This window comes from Streptomyces herbicida, from assembly GCF_032656585.1.
Lineage (GTDB): Bacteria > Actinomycetota > Actinomycetes > Streptomycetales > Streptomycetaceae > Streptomyces > Streptomyces herbicida.
The window spans coordinates 311,157-327,391 of sequence record NZ_JAUYWJ010000010.1; the positions used below are offsets into that span (position 1 = coordinate 311,157).

12 protein-coding genes and 2 pseudogenes are annotated in these 16,235 nt (G+C 70.8%); 6 read left to right on the forward strand and 8 right to left on the reverse strand.

Going from position 1 to position 16,235, the window contains the following annotated elements:
• Positions 1-98 precede the first annotated feature (98 nt).
• Complete coding sequence (locus tag Q8A52_RS22675; RefSeq protein WP_316754531.1) at positions 99-1,265, forward strand: S1 family peptidase; 1,167 nt, start codon at positions 99-101, stop codon at positions 1,263-1,265.
• A 179-nt stretch (positions 1,266-1,444) separates the two neighbouring features.
• Complete coding sequence (locus tag Q8A52_RS22680) at positions 1,445-3,730, forward strand: AbfB domain-containing protein (protein WP_316754628.1); 2,286 nt, start codon at positions 1,445-1,447, stop codon at positions 3,728-3,730.
• Between the two features lie 85 nt (positions 3,731-3,815).
• Here the strand turns inward: Q8A52_RS22680 and Q8A52_RS22685 are convergent, their stop codons facing one another.
• Entirely contained in the window at positions 3,816-3,971 is a 156-nt protein-coding gene (locus tag Q8A52_RS22685) for a DUF6131 family protein (RefSeq protein ID WP_316754532.1), read from the reverse strand.
• A gap of 129 nt (positions 3,972-4,100) precedes the next feature.
• Positions 4,101-4,706, reverse strand: a complete 606-nt coding sequence (locus Q8A52_RS22690) for a TetR/AcrR family transcriptional regulator (protein WP_316754533.1) — start codon at positions 4,704-4,706, stop codon at positions 4,101-4,103.
• 177 nt (positions 4,707-4,883) lie between these two features.
• Here Q8A52_RS22690 and Q8A52_RS22695 point away from each other — a divergent pair, with 177 nt between their 5' ends.
• Positions 4,884-5,675: an SDR family NAD(P)-dependent oxidoreductase gene (locus Q8A52_RS22695; RefSeq protein ID WP_316754534.1), complete on the forward strand. Its 792-nt coding sequence runs from the start codon at positions 4,884-4,886 to the stop codon at positions 5,673-5,675.
• Between the two features lie 134 nt (positions 5,676-5,809).
• Here the strand turns inward: Q8A52_RS22695 and Q8A52_RS22700 are convergent, their stop codons facing one another.
• On the reverse strand, positions 5,810-6,427 hold the full coding sequence (locus Q8A52_RS22700) for a hypothetical protein (RefSeq protein ID WP_316754535.1): 618 nt from the start codon (positions 6,425-6,427) through the stop codon (positions 5,810-5,812).
• On the reverse strand, positions 6,424-8,127 hold the full coding sequence (locus Q8A52_RS22705; RefSeq protein ID WP_316754536.1) for a PHP domain-containing protein: 1,704 nt from the start codon (positions 8,125-8,127) through the stop codon (positions 6,424-6,426). The genes Q8A52_RS22700 and Q8A52_RS22705 overlap by 4 nt, the downstream gene beginning before the upstream one ends.
• A 213-nt stretch (positions 8,128-8,340) precedes the next feature.
• Here Q8A52_RS22705 and Q8A52_RS22715 point away from each other — a divergent pair.
• Together Q8A52_RS22715 and Q8A52_RS22720 are read left to right on the forward strand one after the other, a co-directional pair.
• A pseudogene (locus Q8A52_RS22715) lies at positions 8,341-8,952 on the forward strand (bestrophin-like domain).
• Positions 8,953-9,036: 84 nt separating this feature from the next.
• A complete protein-coding gene (locus tag Q8A52_RS22720) occupies positions 9,037-10,314 on the forward strand; it encodes a hypothetical protein (protein WP_316754539.1) in 1,278 nt (425 codons plus the stop codon).
• A gap of 50 nt (positions 10,315-10,364) precedes the next feature.
• On the opposite strand, the pseudogene Q8A52_RS22725 reads toward Q8A52_RS22720, so the two are convergent.
• From Q8A52_RS22725 to Q8A52_RS22740, 4 genes and pseudogenes are all read right to left on the reverse strand, one after another.
• Positions 10,365-10,601 (reverse strand): annotated as a pseudogene (locus Q8A52_RS22725) (methyltransferase); the annotation flags it as partial.
• A 60-nt stretch (positions 10,602-10,661) separates the two neighbouring features.
• Complete coding sequence (argG, locus tag Q8A52_RS22730; protein WP_316754541.1) at positions 10,662-12,104, reverse strand: argininosuccinate synthase; 1,443 nt, start codon at positions 12,102-12,104, stop codon at positions 10,662-10,664.
• A gap of 238 nt (positions 12,105-12,342) precedes the next feature.
• The gene (locus Q8A52_RS22735; protein ID WP_316754543.1) at positions 12,343-13,941 is read right to left on the reverse strand and encodes a glycerol-3-phosphate dehydrogenase/oxidase; all 1,599 of its coding nucleotides are present in this window, start codon (positions 13,939-13,941) and stop codon (positions 12,343-12,345) included.
• Complete coding sequence (locus tag Q8A52_RS22740) at positions 13,938-14,537, reverse strand: TetR/AcrR family transcriptional regulator (protein ID WP_316754544.1); 600 nt, start codon at positions 14,535-14,537, stop codon at positions 13,938-13,940. Before Q8A52_RS22740 ends, Q8A52_RS22735 begins: the two co-directional genes overlap by 4 nt.
• 78 nt (positions 14,538-14,615) lie before the next feature.
• Here Q8A52_RS22740 and Q8A52_RS22745 point away from each other — a divergent pair, with 78 nt between their 5' ends.
• A complete protein-coding gene (locus Q8A52_RS22745) occupies positions 14,616-16,211 on the forward strand; it encodes an FAD-binding oxidoreductase (protein WP_316754546.1) in 1,596 nt (531 codons plus the stop codon).
• Positions 16,212-16,235: the final 24 nt, after the last annotated feature.

Consider the following 16,235-nt stretch of genomic DNA (forward strand, 5'->3'; position numbering starts at 1 on the left):
GGCCGGAGGTGGATAGGCTCTGCTGCGCCACGAATGAGAGCGCTCTCGGGAATCGGCTGTTCCATCCCCCACTTCTGGAACGACGAAGGGCAACTCCCATGAGACGCACAAGAATCGCGCACGTCGGCCTGGCTGCTTTGCTGATGCTCGGCGGCCTGGGCGCGGCAGGCACGTTCCCCGCATCGGCGAGCGGCTCGGAGGCCGCGTCCGCCGAGCCTGCCGCACCCGCTTCCGGCGGCGTGCTGTTCGCCATGCAGCGTGCTTTCGGCCTGTCCCGCGATCAGGCCGAGGCGCGGCTCGCTGCCGAGCACTCCGCCGCGGCGCTCGCTCCGAAGGCACGCCGTGCGGCCGGGGCCGCCTATGCGGGTTCCTGGTTCGACGACGAAGGGGGCCGTCTGACGGTGGCGATCACACCGGACGCGCCGGCCGCCACCCGCCGCGCGATTCGGGCCGCAGGGGCCGGCATCCGCACGGTCGAGCACAGCCTGCGGCAGCTGAACGCGGCGAAGGCGCGCATCGACCGGCTGTCCGCCCCTTCCGGGGTGAGCAGCTGGCACGTGGATCCGGTGGCCAACACCGTCGTCGTCGACGTCGTCCGCGACCGCCGTGCTGACAACGATGTCCAGCACTTCGTGTCCCGGGTTCGCGAGGCGGGTCCCGTGACCGTCCATACCGTCTCCGCGGCGCCCCAGACCTTCGCCGCGGGCACGGTCGGCGGCGACCCCTACTACACGGGCAACGTCCGCTGCTCCATAGGGTTCTCGGTGTACGGCGGCTTCGTCACCGCCGGTCACTGCGGACAGCCGGGCGCCGGGGTCAGCGGCTGGGACGGCTCGTACATCGGTACCTTCCAGGGCTCCTCGTTCCCGGGCAACGACTACGCCTGGGTCAGCGTGGGCAGCGGGTGGTGGACGGTGCCGGTGGTGCTGGGCTGGGGCACCGTGCCCGACCAGCTCGTGCGCGGCTCGGCCGAAGCTCCCGTCGGCTCCTCGATCTGCCGTTCCGGATCGACCTCGCACTGGCACTGCGGGACGGTGCTGGCCACGAACGAGACCGTCAACTACAGCCAGGGCACGGTGTATCAGCTGACGAAGACGAGCGTCTGCGCCGAACCCGGCGACTCCGGAGGCTCGTTCATCAGCGGAGACCAGGCACAGGGCGTCACCTCCGGCGGCTGGGGCAACTGCACCGGCGGCGGTGAGACCTGGTTCCAGCCGGTCAACGAGATCCTCAACCGCTACGGGCTGACCCTGCACACGTACTGACCTCCGCCCGCGGTCGCACCCCCGGGGTTCCGCGCGAGGTCCGGCGGAACCCCACCGCGCCGCCGTGCCGTACAGACCCTGGAGCAGACATCATGCCGAGACTCCTGTCCCCCCGATCGTCCTCGGCCCCCGGGCCGCGCCGCGCCTGGAGGCAACTACTGTCCGCCGCCGTGGTGTTGATGCTGACCGTCACCACCCTGCTGGCCTCCGGCGCTCACCCCTCCCGTGCCGCCGAGGCCGCCTGGACCCCCAAACCGGCACCGATGACCACCCCATGGACGGACCAGGTCTCCGTGGACCACCCCCTGCCGGACTATCCGCGCCCGCAGCTCACCCGCCCCGACTGGGCCAACCTCAACGGTATTTGGGACTTCGCGGTCACTTCCCGCGACGCCGCTCGGCCCGCGGCGTTCGGCGAGCGGATCCGTGTGCCGTTCGTGCCGGAGTCCGCGCTCTCCGGCATCCAGCGCAAGATCACCGGGAACGACAAGCTGTGGTACAAACGCACCTTCACCGTGCCCGCCGACTGGCGCGGGCGTCGCCTCCAGCTGAACTTCGGTGCCTCCGACTGGGAGACGACCGTCTGGATCAACGGCCGGCAGGCGGGCGCCGTACACCGCGGCGGCTACGACTCCTTCTCGTACGACATCACGCCCCTGCTGAACAACGGCACCAACACCGTCGTCGTGTCCGTGTACGACCCGACGGAGACCGGCGGCCAGGCCATCGGCAAGCAGCGCATCCAGGACGTCACCCCGCACCCCGGCCACAGCATCGTCTACACCGCCTCGTCGGGCATCTGGCAGACGGTCTGGCTGGAACCGACCGCCTCGGCGCACATCACCCGGCTCGACATGGTGCCGCACCTTGAGGACGACACACTGCACGTGACGGTGCGCGGCACCGCGGCCCAGGGCACGCCCGTCAAGGTCACGGTCTCCGGTGGGGGCACTCCGGTCGGCAGCGCCACGGGCACGGTCGGCACCGAATTCTCCGTGCCGGTTCCGGGCGCCCACCTGTGGACGCCCGAGGATCCCTTCCTCTACGACATCACCGCCCGGCTGACCGGGAGCGCCGGTGCCGACAAGGTCGGCGGTTACGCCGGTATGCGCTCGATCGCGGTGCAGGACGTGAACGGGGTGCGCCGGCCCGTACTCAACGGCAGGTTCGTCTTCCAGACGGGCACCTTGGACCAGGGCTACTGGCCGGACGGCATCTACACCGCGCCCACCGACGAGGCCCTCAAGTTCGACCTCCAGAAGCACAAGGACCTCGGATTCAACATGGTGCGCAAACACATCAAGGTGGAGCCGCAGCGCTGGTTCTACTGGGCGGACCGGCTCGGGCTGCTGGTGTGGCAGGACATGCCGTCCATGGACAGCGCCAGGACTCCGGACGGCGCTGCCCGCACCCAGTGGGAGAGCGAGTACCGGGCCGTCATCGACCAGCACCGCAGCTCGCCCGCGCTGATCCAGTGGGTCGACCAGAACGAGGGCTGGGGCCAGTACGACCAGGCGCGCATCGCGGACATGGTCAAGGCGTACGACCCCTCCCGCCTCGTCGACAACATGAGCGGGGTCAACTGCTGTGCCGCCCAGGACGGCGGCAACGGCGACGTGGTCGACAACCACAACTACGTCGGACCCGGCAACACCCCGACGGAGCCGGTACGTGCCGCGGTGCTGGGCGAGTACGGCGGCCTCGGCTACCGGGTCCCCGGCCACGAGTGGTACCCGGGTGGCGGCTTCAGCTATGAGGACCAGCCCAGCCAGGCCGCTCTCGACGACCGGCTCGTCGGGCTGCTCGACGGCATCCGGGAGAACTCCATGCCCGCGGGCGGTCTGTCGGCCTCCGTCTACACACAGATCACCGATGTGGAGAACGAGGCGAACGGGCTGATGACCTACGACCGCCGGCTCCTCAAGGTCGACGAGGCCCGCGTCCGAGCGGCCAACCAGGCGCTCGTCGCCGCGTCCCGTACGCTCGGGCCGACGGTGAAGCTGCCGCTGGAGCACTATGTGTCGATCCGTGTCACCACACCCGGCTACACCGACCGCTACCTCCGTCACTACGACGGGCTGGGCTACACCGAAGTGGTGAGCGCGGCAAGCAGCGTCCTGCTGAAGCAGGACGCCACCTGGAAGGTGAAGCGGGGCCTCGCGAACAAGCTCTGCTACTCCTTCGAGTCCCGCAACTACCCGGGTGAATACCTGCGCCACCGCGACTTCCGCGTCCGGCGCGAGGCGGGCGACGACTCCGCGCTCTTCAAGGCCGATGCGACCTGGTGCCCCGTCCAGGGCAGCGGAGGCATCCGGCTGTCGGCGTCGAACTACCCGGGCCAGTACCTGCGACACATGAACGCCGAGCTGTGGCTGGCACAGAGGGGCGGTTCGCATGCCTGGGACAACCCGGGCACCTTCACCGAGGACACCACCTGGGCCATCGAGGGCCCCTGGGCACCCTGAACACAGGAACTCCTCGGCGAGGTGCGTTTCGCCGCCGAGCTCCGGCGCCGGATGCTCGGTGTGTCACAGGAGATGCTCTCCGTGACTACCAATAATGGCGCCGGCCGGCCACCGCGTGCCCCATGGAGCCCAGGATCCAGAAAATGGCACCGAGCACCACGAGAATGACTCCGATGGTCCACAGAATCGAAATGCCGGTGACAAGGCCGACAACGAGTAGGACAAGACCGAGGATGAGCATGACCGCCTCCTGCGCTGACTACTGAGGTGTCTCCGGCTCCGGGTACCCCCAGGAACGATTGCCTATCTGCTCGGCACTCGAATTTCCAAGCCTGAACGACTTACGGCAGTCCCTGGCCAACGGTGCTCGTCAGCCCTGGGCGACGAGCCCTTGGTCGGCCGACTCGCCGGCGGCTCCCCGTGCCACCAGCAGAAGGGCGTCGACCAGGTCGTCCGCCGGGCTGCCGGTGGCCAGGCGGCGGAGCTGCAGGCCCATCACCACGGCGACGGTGGTGGCCGCAAGGCGTTCCGCGTCCGGCACGCCCAGCGCGGTGAGGATCTGGGCGGCGAGCCGGTCGTAGGCCCTGAACGCCTCCGAGGCCGCCTCGCGCAGCCGCTCGTCGCGCCCGGCGTGTATGTACAGCTCGAAGGGCGCGAGATGCGCGGTGTCCAGAGCCGTACCGCAGGCCACCTGGCCGGCCAGGGACGCCGCGTCGTCTATGTCGAGGTTCTCGGTCTGGCACTGGTCGGCCAGCTCGGTGAAGTGCCGGGCCTCCTCGCGCACGAAGTACAGCAGGCTCTCGCGCAGCAGATCGTGCTGCGTCTCGAAGTGATACGTGACGGAACCGAGCGAGACGCCGGCCTCCTTGGCGATCCTTCTGTTGGTGACCGCCGCGACCCCACCCTCGCCGATGATCTGCAGGACGGCTGTGATGATGCGCTGACGTGTCGGGGCGGTGAGGGCGGTCTTGGGCATGCCGCCCATTGTTCCACCAGCGGCGTGTGCCTGATGACGCACGAGGTCACGGCGCCTCGGGCGGAGTGACGTCACCTCAGCTCCGCCACGGCTGCGGGGTGTTGGCGGGGGCGCAGGTGGACAGGAACCCTCGCCCTCCCTATTGTTCGTTCGAACGAACAGGACCGGAGGGTAGTCGTGCACATCGCTGGGACAACCGTTCTGCTTACCGGAGTCACAGGTGGCATCGGAGGCGCGCTGGCCGCCGAACTGTCGGCCCGGGGCGCGGATCTCATTCTCACCGGCCGCCGCCGCGAGGCGCTGGACCCACTGGCCGAGCGCTTCGGTGCCCGGACGATCCTCGCCGATCTCGCCGATCCGGACGATGTGCAACGCCTCGCTGCGGAGGCGGCCGGCACGCAGATCCTCATCGCCAACGCGGCTCTGCCCTCCAGCGGCGACGTACTGGACTACACACCGGCGCAGATCGACCGGTCGATCGCCGTCAACCTGCGCGCGCCGGCGATACTCGCGCGCCTGCTCGCCGAGGACATGGTGGCGGCGGGTCGTGGGCACATCTGCTTCGTCGGATCGTTGTCAGGAATGGCAGCCACCAAGTCGTCGTCGATGTACACCGCGACGAAGTTCGGGCTGCGCGGCTTCTCCCTGTCCTTCCGCCAGGACCTGCACGGCACGGGCGTGGGTGTCTCGATCGTCCAGCCCGGCTTCGTACGCGAACTGGGCATGTTCGCGAACACGGGCTCCTCGACGCCGGGCCGTGTGCGCACGGTTTCGCCGGCGCGGGTCGTGAAGGGGGTGATGCGGGCGATCGAGCGTGATGTCGCCGAGATCAATGTCGCCCCGCTGGAGCTGAAGCTCCTCACCAAGATCGCGTCGCAGTTCCCGGGGTTCGCGGAGCGGGTGCAGCGGCTGGCGGCGCCGGACCAGACCATGAAGGTGATCGTGGAGGCGCAACGGGCGAGCCGCTGAGCCGCACGCCAACCGCCTGGCACCCCGTATCCGGCGCGGGAGCACCTGTGCCCGAACCGTGCCCGGCCTCAGAGGTGTGCCGGGCACGACTTCGCTCCGCCGCCGCACCGAGGACCGCCCTCGTCGCACCGCCCTCACGCGTGGTCGGCGCAGCACGGGGTGGGGTTGGGTACCTCGAAGGGGGCCAGTGTGCCGCCTGCTGCCGGGACGAGGGCGAGGGTCAGCTGGCCGTCTCGCCACTCGGGGCGTACGTGGTCGCGAGTGAGTACGGGCGTGGCGGGCTCGGGCCCGTCCGCCGTAGGTGCGCCGACCACGGTCAGGCGGCCGATGGCGGTCAGGGCGAGCAGGTCGGCCACGGTGACCGTGCCGGTGAGGTGATCGACGCCGGGATAGAGCACCCCTCGCCCGCCCCGGCGGTGAGCGTGTTCCTCCGCCGCCAGCATCGCCGCGTGTGCGGCGGGCTCGGTGCCGTACGAGCGTCCGGCCACGGCCGCGCCCATGACGAGGTCTTCCAGCTCGACGACACGCGACCACATGCTGTCGGCGGTCGGGGCGTCCGGGAGCGCGAAGGAGACGGCCGTACCCCGACGCTCGTCGGTGCGGATCAAGTGCGTGCAGGCGATCGTGCCCTGCGGGAGGCCGAGCCGTGCCACCAGATCATGGATCAGGTGGTCGGCCTCCCGCAGGCTCGCCGTCCCGGCGTCCACCCCGATGACGGAGTGGACGCCGGGCGCGCCGTGTGGTGCGCTCATGCGGGCAGGACCCACATGGGGTTGGAGTAGAACCACAGGTCCTTCCACGGGTCGGCATCCCCGACCACGTCCATGGCCGGTCCCGCCGGGTCCACGGAGGCTCCGCGCAGGCCGACGGCCGAACGCTTGCCGTCGGTGCCGCGCAGACGGACGTAGCACGGCTTGTCGACCTGACCGAGGGAGTAGGTCAGCCGGACGCAGCCGGTGGCCTTGTTGACCTCGAACGACTTCACGACCCTGGTGTCCGGCGTCGCCAAGGCGTCCTGGTCGGAGACCGGACCCGTGACGTCACCCTGGATGACGTCGACACGGGCCAGGGTCGGCACGAACTGCGCCCAGTTGGGTCCGTTGGCGAGGCTGATCTCGACGATCAGGTCGACCCGGCTGCCCCGGCGCACGGTCAGCGCGCCGCCGAGGGTGACCCCGCGGGCGCCGGAGCGCAGCTGGGCGTCCAGGCCGCTGATGAGGCCGCCGTGGTCGACCCAGACACGGCCGGCGCGGATGCCGTCCATGACCGCCTTGTACGAGAAGGACGCGGCGCCGACGTGGGTGCGGGAGTACTGGCCCGGCCAGAAGTCCGTGTCGCCGAGGTTGAGACCGCCGCCGTAGACCGGGTCGTTGTAGCGGCCGTTGCCGGCGAAGTCGCTGTTCGGCCCGCGCACGGCGCTGTCGGCGTACACATTGTGGGAGTCCGAGTTGGCGGTGATCCACCACGGCTTGCCCTCGGCCAGCAGGCTGTCCCACAGACCGCCGACGGTGGCGGTCATCCAGTCGAAGCCGCCCCAGGTGCGGTAGCTCTCCAGCGGGTAGCCGGCGAAGGAGTCGGCGCTGGGGCTGTTGTCGTAGATGCCGCGCGCGGAACCCGGGCCGTTGGGGGCGGGAAAGCCGCCGGCCTGGTGGCCGGGGGCGCCCTCCATGCCGACGGCGATGGTCGGCTGGGCGTCGCGCCAGGCGCGGATCTCGTGCGGGGAGTCGATGCCCTTGCGGGCGGGGTGGTTGGCGAGGAACAGGACGTCCTTCACCCGGCGGCGCTGCACCTGCTCGGCGAGGAAGTTGACGCCCGCGATGGCGAGCGCCTCGTTGGCCGGGGTGCTGGCGCCGGCCTTCTTCACCGAGCCGTCGAAGGAGTTCTCGAACTCCTTCAGCACCGCCACCTCGTTCTCGCCGGGGTGGACGAAGACCGTGCCGTGCTCGGCGGCCGGGATGTTCCACTCCAGCCCCTGGAAGACCAGCGTGTCGTCGATCCGGTCGCGGGCCTCGACGATGTCCGGGTTGACCTTCTCCACACCGATCTTGGCGTGCGTCTCGCTGCCGTGGTCGGTGATCACCATCCAGTCCAGGCCGTGCGCGTTCGCCTGCCGCACGTGGTCGATGACCCGGTACTTGGCGTCGGAGCTGTACTGGGTGTGGATGTGGTGGTCACCGGCCAGCCACAGGTACCCACCGGAGCGCTCGTCGTGGTGCGTCGCGGACGCGGGCACCGCTGCCGCGGCCTGACCCGCGCCACCGAGGACGCTGCCCGCGGCGAGGCCCGCGCCCAGCAGCCCGGTGCGGCGCAGCATCGAGCGCCGCGAGAGCTGGCTCGGGGTCAGCTCCTCGTCCGGGACCGACATGTCGAGGGCGGGCGGAAGAGAGGAAGCGTCGCCGCCTCCGTGGTGGTGATGGTGGTGACCGTCGTCGTGTCTGTGGCCGTGGCTCATGCTCAACTCCCGCGGGCGGCAGGGACGTACACGCTTGGGACGTGCAGATTCTGAGAAGGCCGCGTGAACGACGGAGAACCGGGTGATGGTGTGATGCCGAACGGTTGATGTGCGGCGAGGGCACGTCCGATACCGATGGAGGTCTGGCTGCTGAGTCGTCTCAGCACGACGGCACTCACGGTACTGATCGTGGGGGGTACCACGTTCTTCGCGGTGGCGGGCAGCTTTGCCGTACGGCGGAGGTTTCCCCAGGTCGGCCGGGGCGAGCAGAATGACATGGTCGGTGTGCTGCTGGGGATGTACGGGGCGATCTACGGAATCATCCTGGCCTTCGGGGCGGTCGCCGAGTGGGAGAACATGAACGCGGCACGGGGCGTGGTCGTCGCCGAGGCCACCTATTGAGCCGAAGTGATCCGCAACTCCGTGGCGTTCCCGGAGGCACAGCAGAAGCGTGTCACCGACGCGATGCACGACTATGTCCACGCGGTCGTCGACCGGCAGTGGCCGCTCATGCGCCAGGGCACCCCGGACCCCGATGTCACCAACCGGCAACTGGTCGCCCTCGACCGCGCCTTCCAGGACTTCGAGCCCACGACCGAGCCCGAGAAGGCGTACTACGCCCAGTCCATCGCCGATCTGGACGAGGTGGCGGGCCAGCGCCGGCAGCGGCTGTCCATGGCCGAGTCCGAACTCCCCGTTCTCATGAAGATCCTGGTCTTCGGCGGCGCGCTGGTGATGATTCCACTCAAGGAAGGCGTCCTCGCCCAGTTCTGGCGGCGAGAAGGCAAATGGCGGTCCCGACAGGTGAATTCATTCCCATCATGACAGCTCAGCGGCCGTTTTCGTAGGAGCAATGGCACAGCTCGTCGGCATGGCCACGCCCATTGTCCGGCTCTCAGAATCATCGTCATGGATCACTCAAAAGACGTTGATCAGGACGCGGTCATGAGGGCGCGGACGATGCTGCTCGGCTCCGGCAGGCTGAGCCCGGCCCGGCAGGTCGAGGCGTACCGGGTGCTGGCCGAGGTGAGTCCGCTGACGTATCTGCCGAAGCTGGCGGAGGCACTGGTCTCGTACGGATACGCGCCGGAGTTCCGGGACCGGCCGGATGTCCGACTGGCTCTGCGAGCCGAGGCTGCGGCTACGGCCCGGCGTATCGACGCGAGCGATCCGAACCGGACCGAGCTGCTTGTTCGTGTGCTGGACGCCTGTCAGGGCGAGTTGTACGAGGCCGGTCGGCGGGCGGAGGGCTTCGCATTGTGCGAGGAGATGGCGGAGACCGGGCGGTGGGGTTTCGAGCGGGGGCAGGTGTCGAGCCCCGCGTACGGGCACGGGCGTCTGGCCGTCGTACTGGCCGAGGACGGACGTCACTGGGAGGCCGCGGAGGTCTGCGGAACAATCGCCCGCGCACAGCGGTCGGGAGGCCCGAAGGAAGTCTCCTTCTGGGACATGGCCGAGTGGGCGGCCGCTCTGGAGGCTGCCGGACGTGACGACGCGGCGCTCGAGGTCTTCGCGGAACTCGTGGACGCGACGCGCGAGGAACTCGATGCCGGTAGTACGTCCATGGCCATCCTGACGTGGACTCTCGTCCACCACGCGCGCATGCTGGACGCCGCCTGCCGCCGGGCCGAGGCCCGAGGGGCCCGGAAAGAAGTCCTCGCCCTCCTCACCGAGTTGGCGGAGACCGGGGAGCGCAAGAGCTGGAGCAACATTCTCTCGTGGTGGGTCACTCTGTTCGCCATGTCGGGACGGTCGGCCGAGCCCGCGGCTTCCCCGGCCCGACCCGCACCTGCGTTCGGCTCGGCCTTTCTCCACTGGTCGCCCGACATCAAGGAGGCCTACTTCGACGGTCTGGCCACTCTCGCACAGGAGGCCGCAACGCTGAGCGAGGCGGCCGACGCCGCCCCGCACCAGTACATCGCCGAACAGATCGCCGTGCACGGCAGGCTATCCGTCCGTTCGGCGGTGTACTGGGAGAACCGCACCTGTCGCAGGCTGGAGCCGCTACGCTCGATCTTCGACGAAGGCGTGGCACTGGCCCGGCGCCTGGCCGATCTCGCCGGCCCGGAACGGGGTCGGGAGGCGCTGGTCGGGGCCCTGACCGACCGCTCCATGTTCCTGGTCGCCGCCAAGCAGTACGGCGAGGCGTACGACGACTACGTACAGGTCATCGCCTTGCTGGGCTGATCGGCCGGATATCCGCCCGTGTCAGGTGGACCCGCGCTACGTCGACGCCGTCGCCGGGGCCCCTCGACCGGCCCGGGCGAGGGCACCTGGGGCGGGTTGCTGACGACCAGGTCATAGGAGCGGCCCACGACCGCATCGGTGAGGTCGCCTCGGCGAGCGCGGATGCGTCGCCCCGCCAGCAGGGCATTGACCCGTGCCGTCAGCACGGCCAGCCAGGAGATGTCCACGGCCGTCACCGCCCCACCCAGACGCGCGGCCAGCACCTGTGCAAGTGAAAGGCCGGCTCCACGCCTTGGGCGTCGAGCCGGCCTCTCCTGCGTGCCGGGCGTGCTGCTCGGCGGGGCCGGTCAGTCCGTGCCCGACTCCATCGCGGCGCGGTCCAGCAGTTCGTCGTCGTCGGCCTCGCCGCGGGAGGCGATGGCCTCGGCGCCGCCCTCCGGCATGCTGCCGATCAGCCCGGTCGCGGCCGCCTGGGCCGCACCGATGGCGGGATTGGCGGTGCCGATCAGTCCGAGCCCGGCGTACTGCTCCAGCTTGGCGCGCGAGTCGGCGATGTCGAGGTTGCGCATGGTGAGCTGGCCGATGCGGTCCACGGGGCCGAACGCCGAGTCCTCGGTGCGCTCCATGGACAGCTTGTCCGGGTGGTAGCTGAACGCCGGGCCCGTGGTGTCGAGGATCGAGTAGTCCTCGCCGCGCCGCAGCCGCAGCGTCACCTCACCGGTGACGGCCGCGCCGACCCAGCGCTGCAGCGACTCACGGATCATGAGCGCCTGCGGGTCCAGCCAGCGGCCCTCGTACATCAGCCGGCCGAGACGCCGCCCCTCGCTGTGGTACTGGGCGAGGGTGTCCTCGTTGTGGATCGCGTTGACCAGTCGCTCGTACGCGGCGTGCAGCAGGGCCATGCCGGGCGCCTCGTAGATGCCGCGACTCTTGGCCTCGATGATCCGGTTCTCGATCTGGTCCGACATGCCCAGGCCGTGGCGGCCGCCGATGGCGTTCGCCTCCATCACCAGGTCGACGGGGGAGCCGAACTCCTTGCCGTTGATCGTCACCGGGCGGCCCTGTTCGAAGCCGATCGTCACGTCCTCGGGGAGGATGTCGACCGAGGGGTCCCAGAACCGTACGCCCATGATCGGCTCCACGGTCTCCACGCCGTTGTCCAGGTGCTCCAGGGTCTTGGCCTCGTGCGTGGCGCCCCAGATGTTGGCGTCGGTGGAGTACGCCTTCTCCGTGCTGTCGCGGTAGGGCAGGCCGTGGGCGAGCAGCCACTCCGACATTTCCTTGCGGCCGCCGAGCTCGGTCACGAAGGCCGCGTCCAGCCAGGGCTTGTAGATCCGCAGATGCGGGTTGGCGAGCAGACCGTAACGGTAGAACCGCTCGATGTCGTTGCCCTTGAAGGTCGACCCGTCGCCCCAGATCTGTACGTCGTCCTCGAGCATCGCCCGGACCAGGAGCGTGCCCGTGACGGCACGGCCGAGCGGGGTGGTGTTGAAGTAGGCGCGTCCGCCCGAGCGGATGTGAAACGCCCCGCAGGTGAGCGCGGCCAGGCCCTCCTCGACCAGCGCGGCGCGGCAGTCGACCAGGCGTGCGATCTCGGCGCCGTAGGTCTTCGCGCGGCCGGGCACCGAGGCGATGTCGGGCTCGTCGTACTGGCCGATGTCGGCGGTGTAGGTGCACGGGACGGCGCCCTTGTCGCGCATCCACGCGACGGCGACCGAGGTGTCGAGGCCGCCCGAGAAGGCGATGCCGACGCGCTCGCCGACGGGAAGGGAGGTGAGGACCTTGGACATGGGAAGAGTATGCATGGAAACGCATGAACATGCAAAGGGGGGTGAGTGACGCCTCGGGTGTGGCGCCGCGGGGGGCCGGGTGACGTGGGGGCCTGGTGGCGTGGAGCCGGGTGGCGTGGGGGCCGCCGCGCTCGGCGGCGGCGGCCGCCCGGTATCGGCCCTACTTCCATACGGTCGAACTCATGAACCCAGGTACCCAGGTGACTCGTTGAGCGCTTCCTGCCGCTCGCCTCCGGTCTCAGCCCTGCCCGGCCAGGGCTTCGCCGAGGATCTCCTCGGCGGTCTCCAGTGCCGCGGCGCGGTCCTCGGTGACCAGGCCGATCCGTGTGCGTCGATCGAGCAGGTCGGCGGCGTCGAGCGCGCCTTCGTGCCGTACGGCCCAGAGCAACTCGGCGCGGGTGACGGGGTGGTTGGACAGGACGGGGTCCTGCGCGTGCGGGGTCTGTGCGGCCAGGGCCTGGACGGCCGCCGCCTCGGTGCCGTAACGCCGGACCAGGCGACGGGGTGCGGGCAGGGCGGCGAGCCGGGCCGGAGCGGCGGCGCCGACGAGTGGGAGCGTGGCGGTCGGGGAGGGGCCGGCGGGCAGGCGGCGGGCGGAGACAGCTGCGTCGACGGCGTCCTCGGCCATGCGCCGGTAGGTGGTGAGTTTGCCGCCGACCACGGTGACGACGCCGTCCGGCGACGTCAGGACGGCGTGCCGCCGGGAGATGTCGGCGGTTCGGGACGCCTCGCCCGAGCCTGCCGGCGTGGTGTCCAGCAGGGGCCGTAGTCCGGCGAAGGCGCCCACGACGTCGTCACGGTGGACCGGCATGTCCAGGACGGAACCGAGGACGTCGAGCAGGAAGCCGATGTCGGTCTCCGGGACCTCCGGCACGTCGGGGACGGGGCCGTCGACGGGTTCGTCGGTGAGGCCGACGTACACCCGGCCGTCGCCCTGCGGCAGGACGAGGACGAAGCGGTTGGTCTCGCCGGGGATCGGTATGTGCATCCCGGCCGGCATCGAGCCCAGGCGCTCGGCGCGCAGCACCAGGTGGGTGCCCCGCGAGGGCCGGATCCGGATGCCGTCGATCAGTTCGCCCGCCCACACGCCGGATGCGTTGATCACGGCGCGGGCGCGGATCTCGCCCTCCTCGCCGGTGAGTTCGTCGCGGACGCGGGCCCCCGTTCCGGTCAGCTCCAGTGCCCTGACCCGGGTGAGGATCCGGGCGCCCTTGGCGGCCGCGGTGCGGGCGAGGGCGGTCACCAGGCGGGCGTCGTCGGTGAGCCTGCCGTCCCAGGACAACAGGCCTCCGCGCAGGCCGTCGGTGCGCAGGGCGGGGGCCAGGTTGCGGGTCTCCACCGCGGACAGCCGGCGCGGGCCGGGCAGGGTGGCGCGGGCCGTGCGGGCCGCCAGACGCAGTGTGTCGCCGGCCCGGAACCCGGCCCAGGCCAGAGTTGCCTGGCCGCGTGAGACCAGAGGGGTCAGGGGGAGGACGAACGGCTGGGCGGAGACCAGGTGCGGTGCGGTCCGCGCCATCAGCACGCCCCGCTCGACGGCGCTCTCGTGGGCCACGTCGAGCTGTCCCGAGGCCAGGTAGCGCAGGCCTCCATGGATCAGCTTCGAGCTCCAGCGCGAGGTGCCGAAGGCCAGGTCGTGGGCGTCGACGGCGGCGACCGTCAGTCCGCGGGCCGCGGCGTCGAGGGCGGCTCCGGCACCGGTGGCGCCGAGTCCGACGACCAGGACGTCCACTGCCGGACCGCCGACGGTCCGGGCCAGGTCGCGGGTGCGGCGTGCGGCGGACAGCGACGAACCGGGGACGGGCGTGGTGACGTGGGCCGGGCTGCCGGTGGGGCTCATGGGGTGAGGGTCCTCTCCAGGATGGTCCGCAGCTCCGTGAGGAAAGCGGCGGTGGTCAGGTCCGGGTCGTCCTCGTCGGTCATGGTCCGCAGCGACAGGGTGAAGGACTGGACGATCAGAAGCAGCGACCGTGCCTGTCTCCCGGGGTGGCAGGCACGCACCGATCCGTCGGCGTGTCCGTCGCGCAGGCCGGTGGCCAGGAGTTCCAGGAGGGCGTCCTGGCTGGCGCCGCGGCGGTCCAGTACGTAGGGCAGGAGCAGCTCGGGGTCGACGTCGACGATCTTGCGGAAGAGCGGGTGGATACGGAACGCCCGTACCCCGCCCACGAGCCCCTCGACGATCAGATCGCGCGCCGAGCGGTCCGGGCTGGGCTCGGGCATGGCGCTGGTGGCCACGTCGACCCACTCGCGCGTCATCAGGTCGCCGACGAGCGTGCGCACGTCCGGCCAGCGCCGGTACAGCGTCATGCGCGAGACGCCCGCGCGGCGGGCCACGTCGGTCAGGGTCGTACGGCGTACGCCGACGGCCAGGACGCAGTCGCGCACCGCGTCGAGCACCGGATCGCTGTCCTGATGGTTGTGACGAATAGGCGTCATGTGTAACAGTGTAACGCCCTTGCGACGGCGCCCGGCAAACGGGCACGGCGCGCAAACGACCGATGAGGACAAACCGCCATGGACATGCTGTGGAGTGGCTGGGGTGACCCGGCCAAGGCGGCACCGCTGCCCGAGACGGTGATCGGGCTGCTGCGCGATCTGCTGGGCGTCAAACCCCGTAGCGCACCCCCGCTGCGACTGGAGGAGATCGCCGTTCCCGGCACCCCCCTCGACTCCGCGGTGCTCGAAGAACTGTCCGTGGCCGTCGGCGGCGAGGCCCGCATCCGTACGGACGCGGAGACGCGCATCCGGCACACGCGCGGCAAGTCCACGCCCGACCTCCTGCGGATCCGCGTCGGAGACCTCACCGACACCCCCGCGGCCGTAGTCCTCCCGGCCGAGCACGACGAGGTCCTGGCCGTCCTGCGGGTGTGCGCCCGGTTCGGCCTCGGCGCCGTGCCGTTCGGCGGCGGCACGTCCGTCGTCGGCGGCCTGGCCCCCGAGCGGCGAGGCCCCTTCATCGCCCTCGACCTGCGCCGCATGGACCGGCTGGTCGAGGTCGACCCGGTGTCCCGCACCGCCACCCTGCAGCCCGGCCTGCGCGCCCCCGAGGCCGAGCGCCTGCTGGCCGAGCACGGCTTCACGCTCGGTCACTTCCCGCAGTCCTACGAGTGGGCCACCATCGGCGGCTTCGCCGCGGCCCGCTCCAGCGGTCAGGCCTCCGCGGGATACGGGCGGTTCGACGAGATGGTGCTCGGTCTGACCCTCGCCACCCCCGAAGGCAGCCTCGAGGTCGGCCGCGCTCCGCGCTCCGCCGCGGGCCCCGACCTGCGCCAGCTGATCCTCGGCTCCGAGGGCGCGTTCGGCGTGATCACCTCGGTCACCCTGCGCGTACGGCCGCAGCCGCGCGCCCGCCACTACGAGGGCTGGCGCTTCGCCTCCTTCGAGGAGGGCGGCGCCGCACTGCGCCGGCTCGCCCAGGACGGACCGCGCCCCACGGTGCTGCGTCTGTCCGACGAGACGGAGACGCTGATCGGTCTCGCCCAGCCCGACGCGATCGGTGCGGACGGTCTGCGGCAGAGCGCCGGATGCCTCGCGATCGTCGGGTTCGAGGGCACCGAGGAGGACACCGCCCACCGCGGGGAGTCGGCCGCCGCCGTGCTGCGCGAGTGCGGCGGCACGTACGTGGGAACGGAGCCGGGAGAGCGCTGGGCCCACGGCCGATACTCGGCGCCCTACCTGCGGGACGCGCTGCTGGACGCGGGCGCGTTCGCCGAGACGCTGGAGACGGCCGCCTTCTGGTCGCGGATTCCCGAGCTGTACAACGCGGTCCGCACGGCACTGACCACCGCCCTCACCGAGGCCGGCACACCGCCCCTGGTCATGTGCCACATCTCCCACGTCTACGAGAACGGCGCCTCGCTGTACTTCACCGTCGTCAGCGCCCAGGGCGACGACCCGGTCGCCCACTGGGCCCCGGCCAAGGAGGCGGCCAACGAGGCGATCCTCGCCGCCGGCGGCACGATCAGCCACCACCACGGCGTGGGCACCGACCACCGCGACTGGTACGTCCGGGAGGTCGGCACCCTGGGCATCGAAGCCCTGCAGGCCGTCAAGCGCAGACTGGACCCCGACCAGCTCCTCAACCCGGGCGTCCTCCTGCCCACCGACTGATCCGCCCCGCCGATCGCCCCAGCC

Coding starts and splice junctions, on each gene's coding strand:
- Q8A52_RS22675 (WP_316754531.1), top strand. CDS start 99: ATGAGACGCACAAGAATCGCGCACGTCGGCCTGGCTGCTTTGCTGATG.
- Q8A52_RS22740 (WP_316754544.1), bottom strand. CDS start 14,537: ATGACGCCTATTCGTCACAACCATCAGGACAGCGATCCGGTGCTCGAC.
- Q8A52_RS22680 (WP_316754628.1), top strand. CDS start 1,445: ATGCTGACCGTCACCACCCTGCTGGCCTCCGGCGCTCACCCCTCCCGT.
- Q8A52_RS22735 (WP_316754543.1), bottom strand. CDS start 13,941: ATGAGCCCCACCGGCAGCCCGGCCCACGTCACCACGCCCGTCCCCGGT.
- argG (WP_316754541.1), bottom strand. CDS start 12,104: ATGTCCAAGGTCCTCACCTCCCTTCCCGTCGGCGAGCGCGTCGGCATC.
- Q8A52_RS22685 (WP_316754532.1), bottom strand. CDS start 3,971: ATGCTCATCCTCGGTCTTGTCCTACTCGTTGTCGGCCTTGTCACCGGC.
- Q8A52_RS22720 (WP_316754539.1), top strand. CDS start 9,037: ATGGATCACTCAAAAGACGTTGATCAGGACGCGGTCATGAGGGCGCGG.
- Q8A52_RS22705 (WP_316754536.1), bottom strand. CDS start 8,127: ATGAGCCACGGCCACAGACACGACGACGGTCACCACCATCACCACCAC.
- Q8A52_RS22745 (WP_316754546.1), top strand. CDS start 14,616: ATGGACATGCTGTGGAGTGGCTGGGGTGACCCGGCCAAGGCGGCACCG.
- Q8A52_RS22690 (WP_316754533.1), bottom strand. CDS start 4,706: ATGCCCAAGACCGCCCTCACCGCCCCGACACGTCAGCGCATCATCACA.
- Q8A52_RS22700 (WP_316754535.1), bottom strand. CDS start 6,427: ATGAGCGCACCACACGGCGCGCCCGGCGTCCACTCCGTCATCGGGGTG.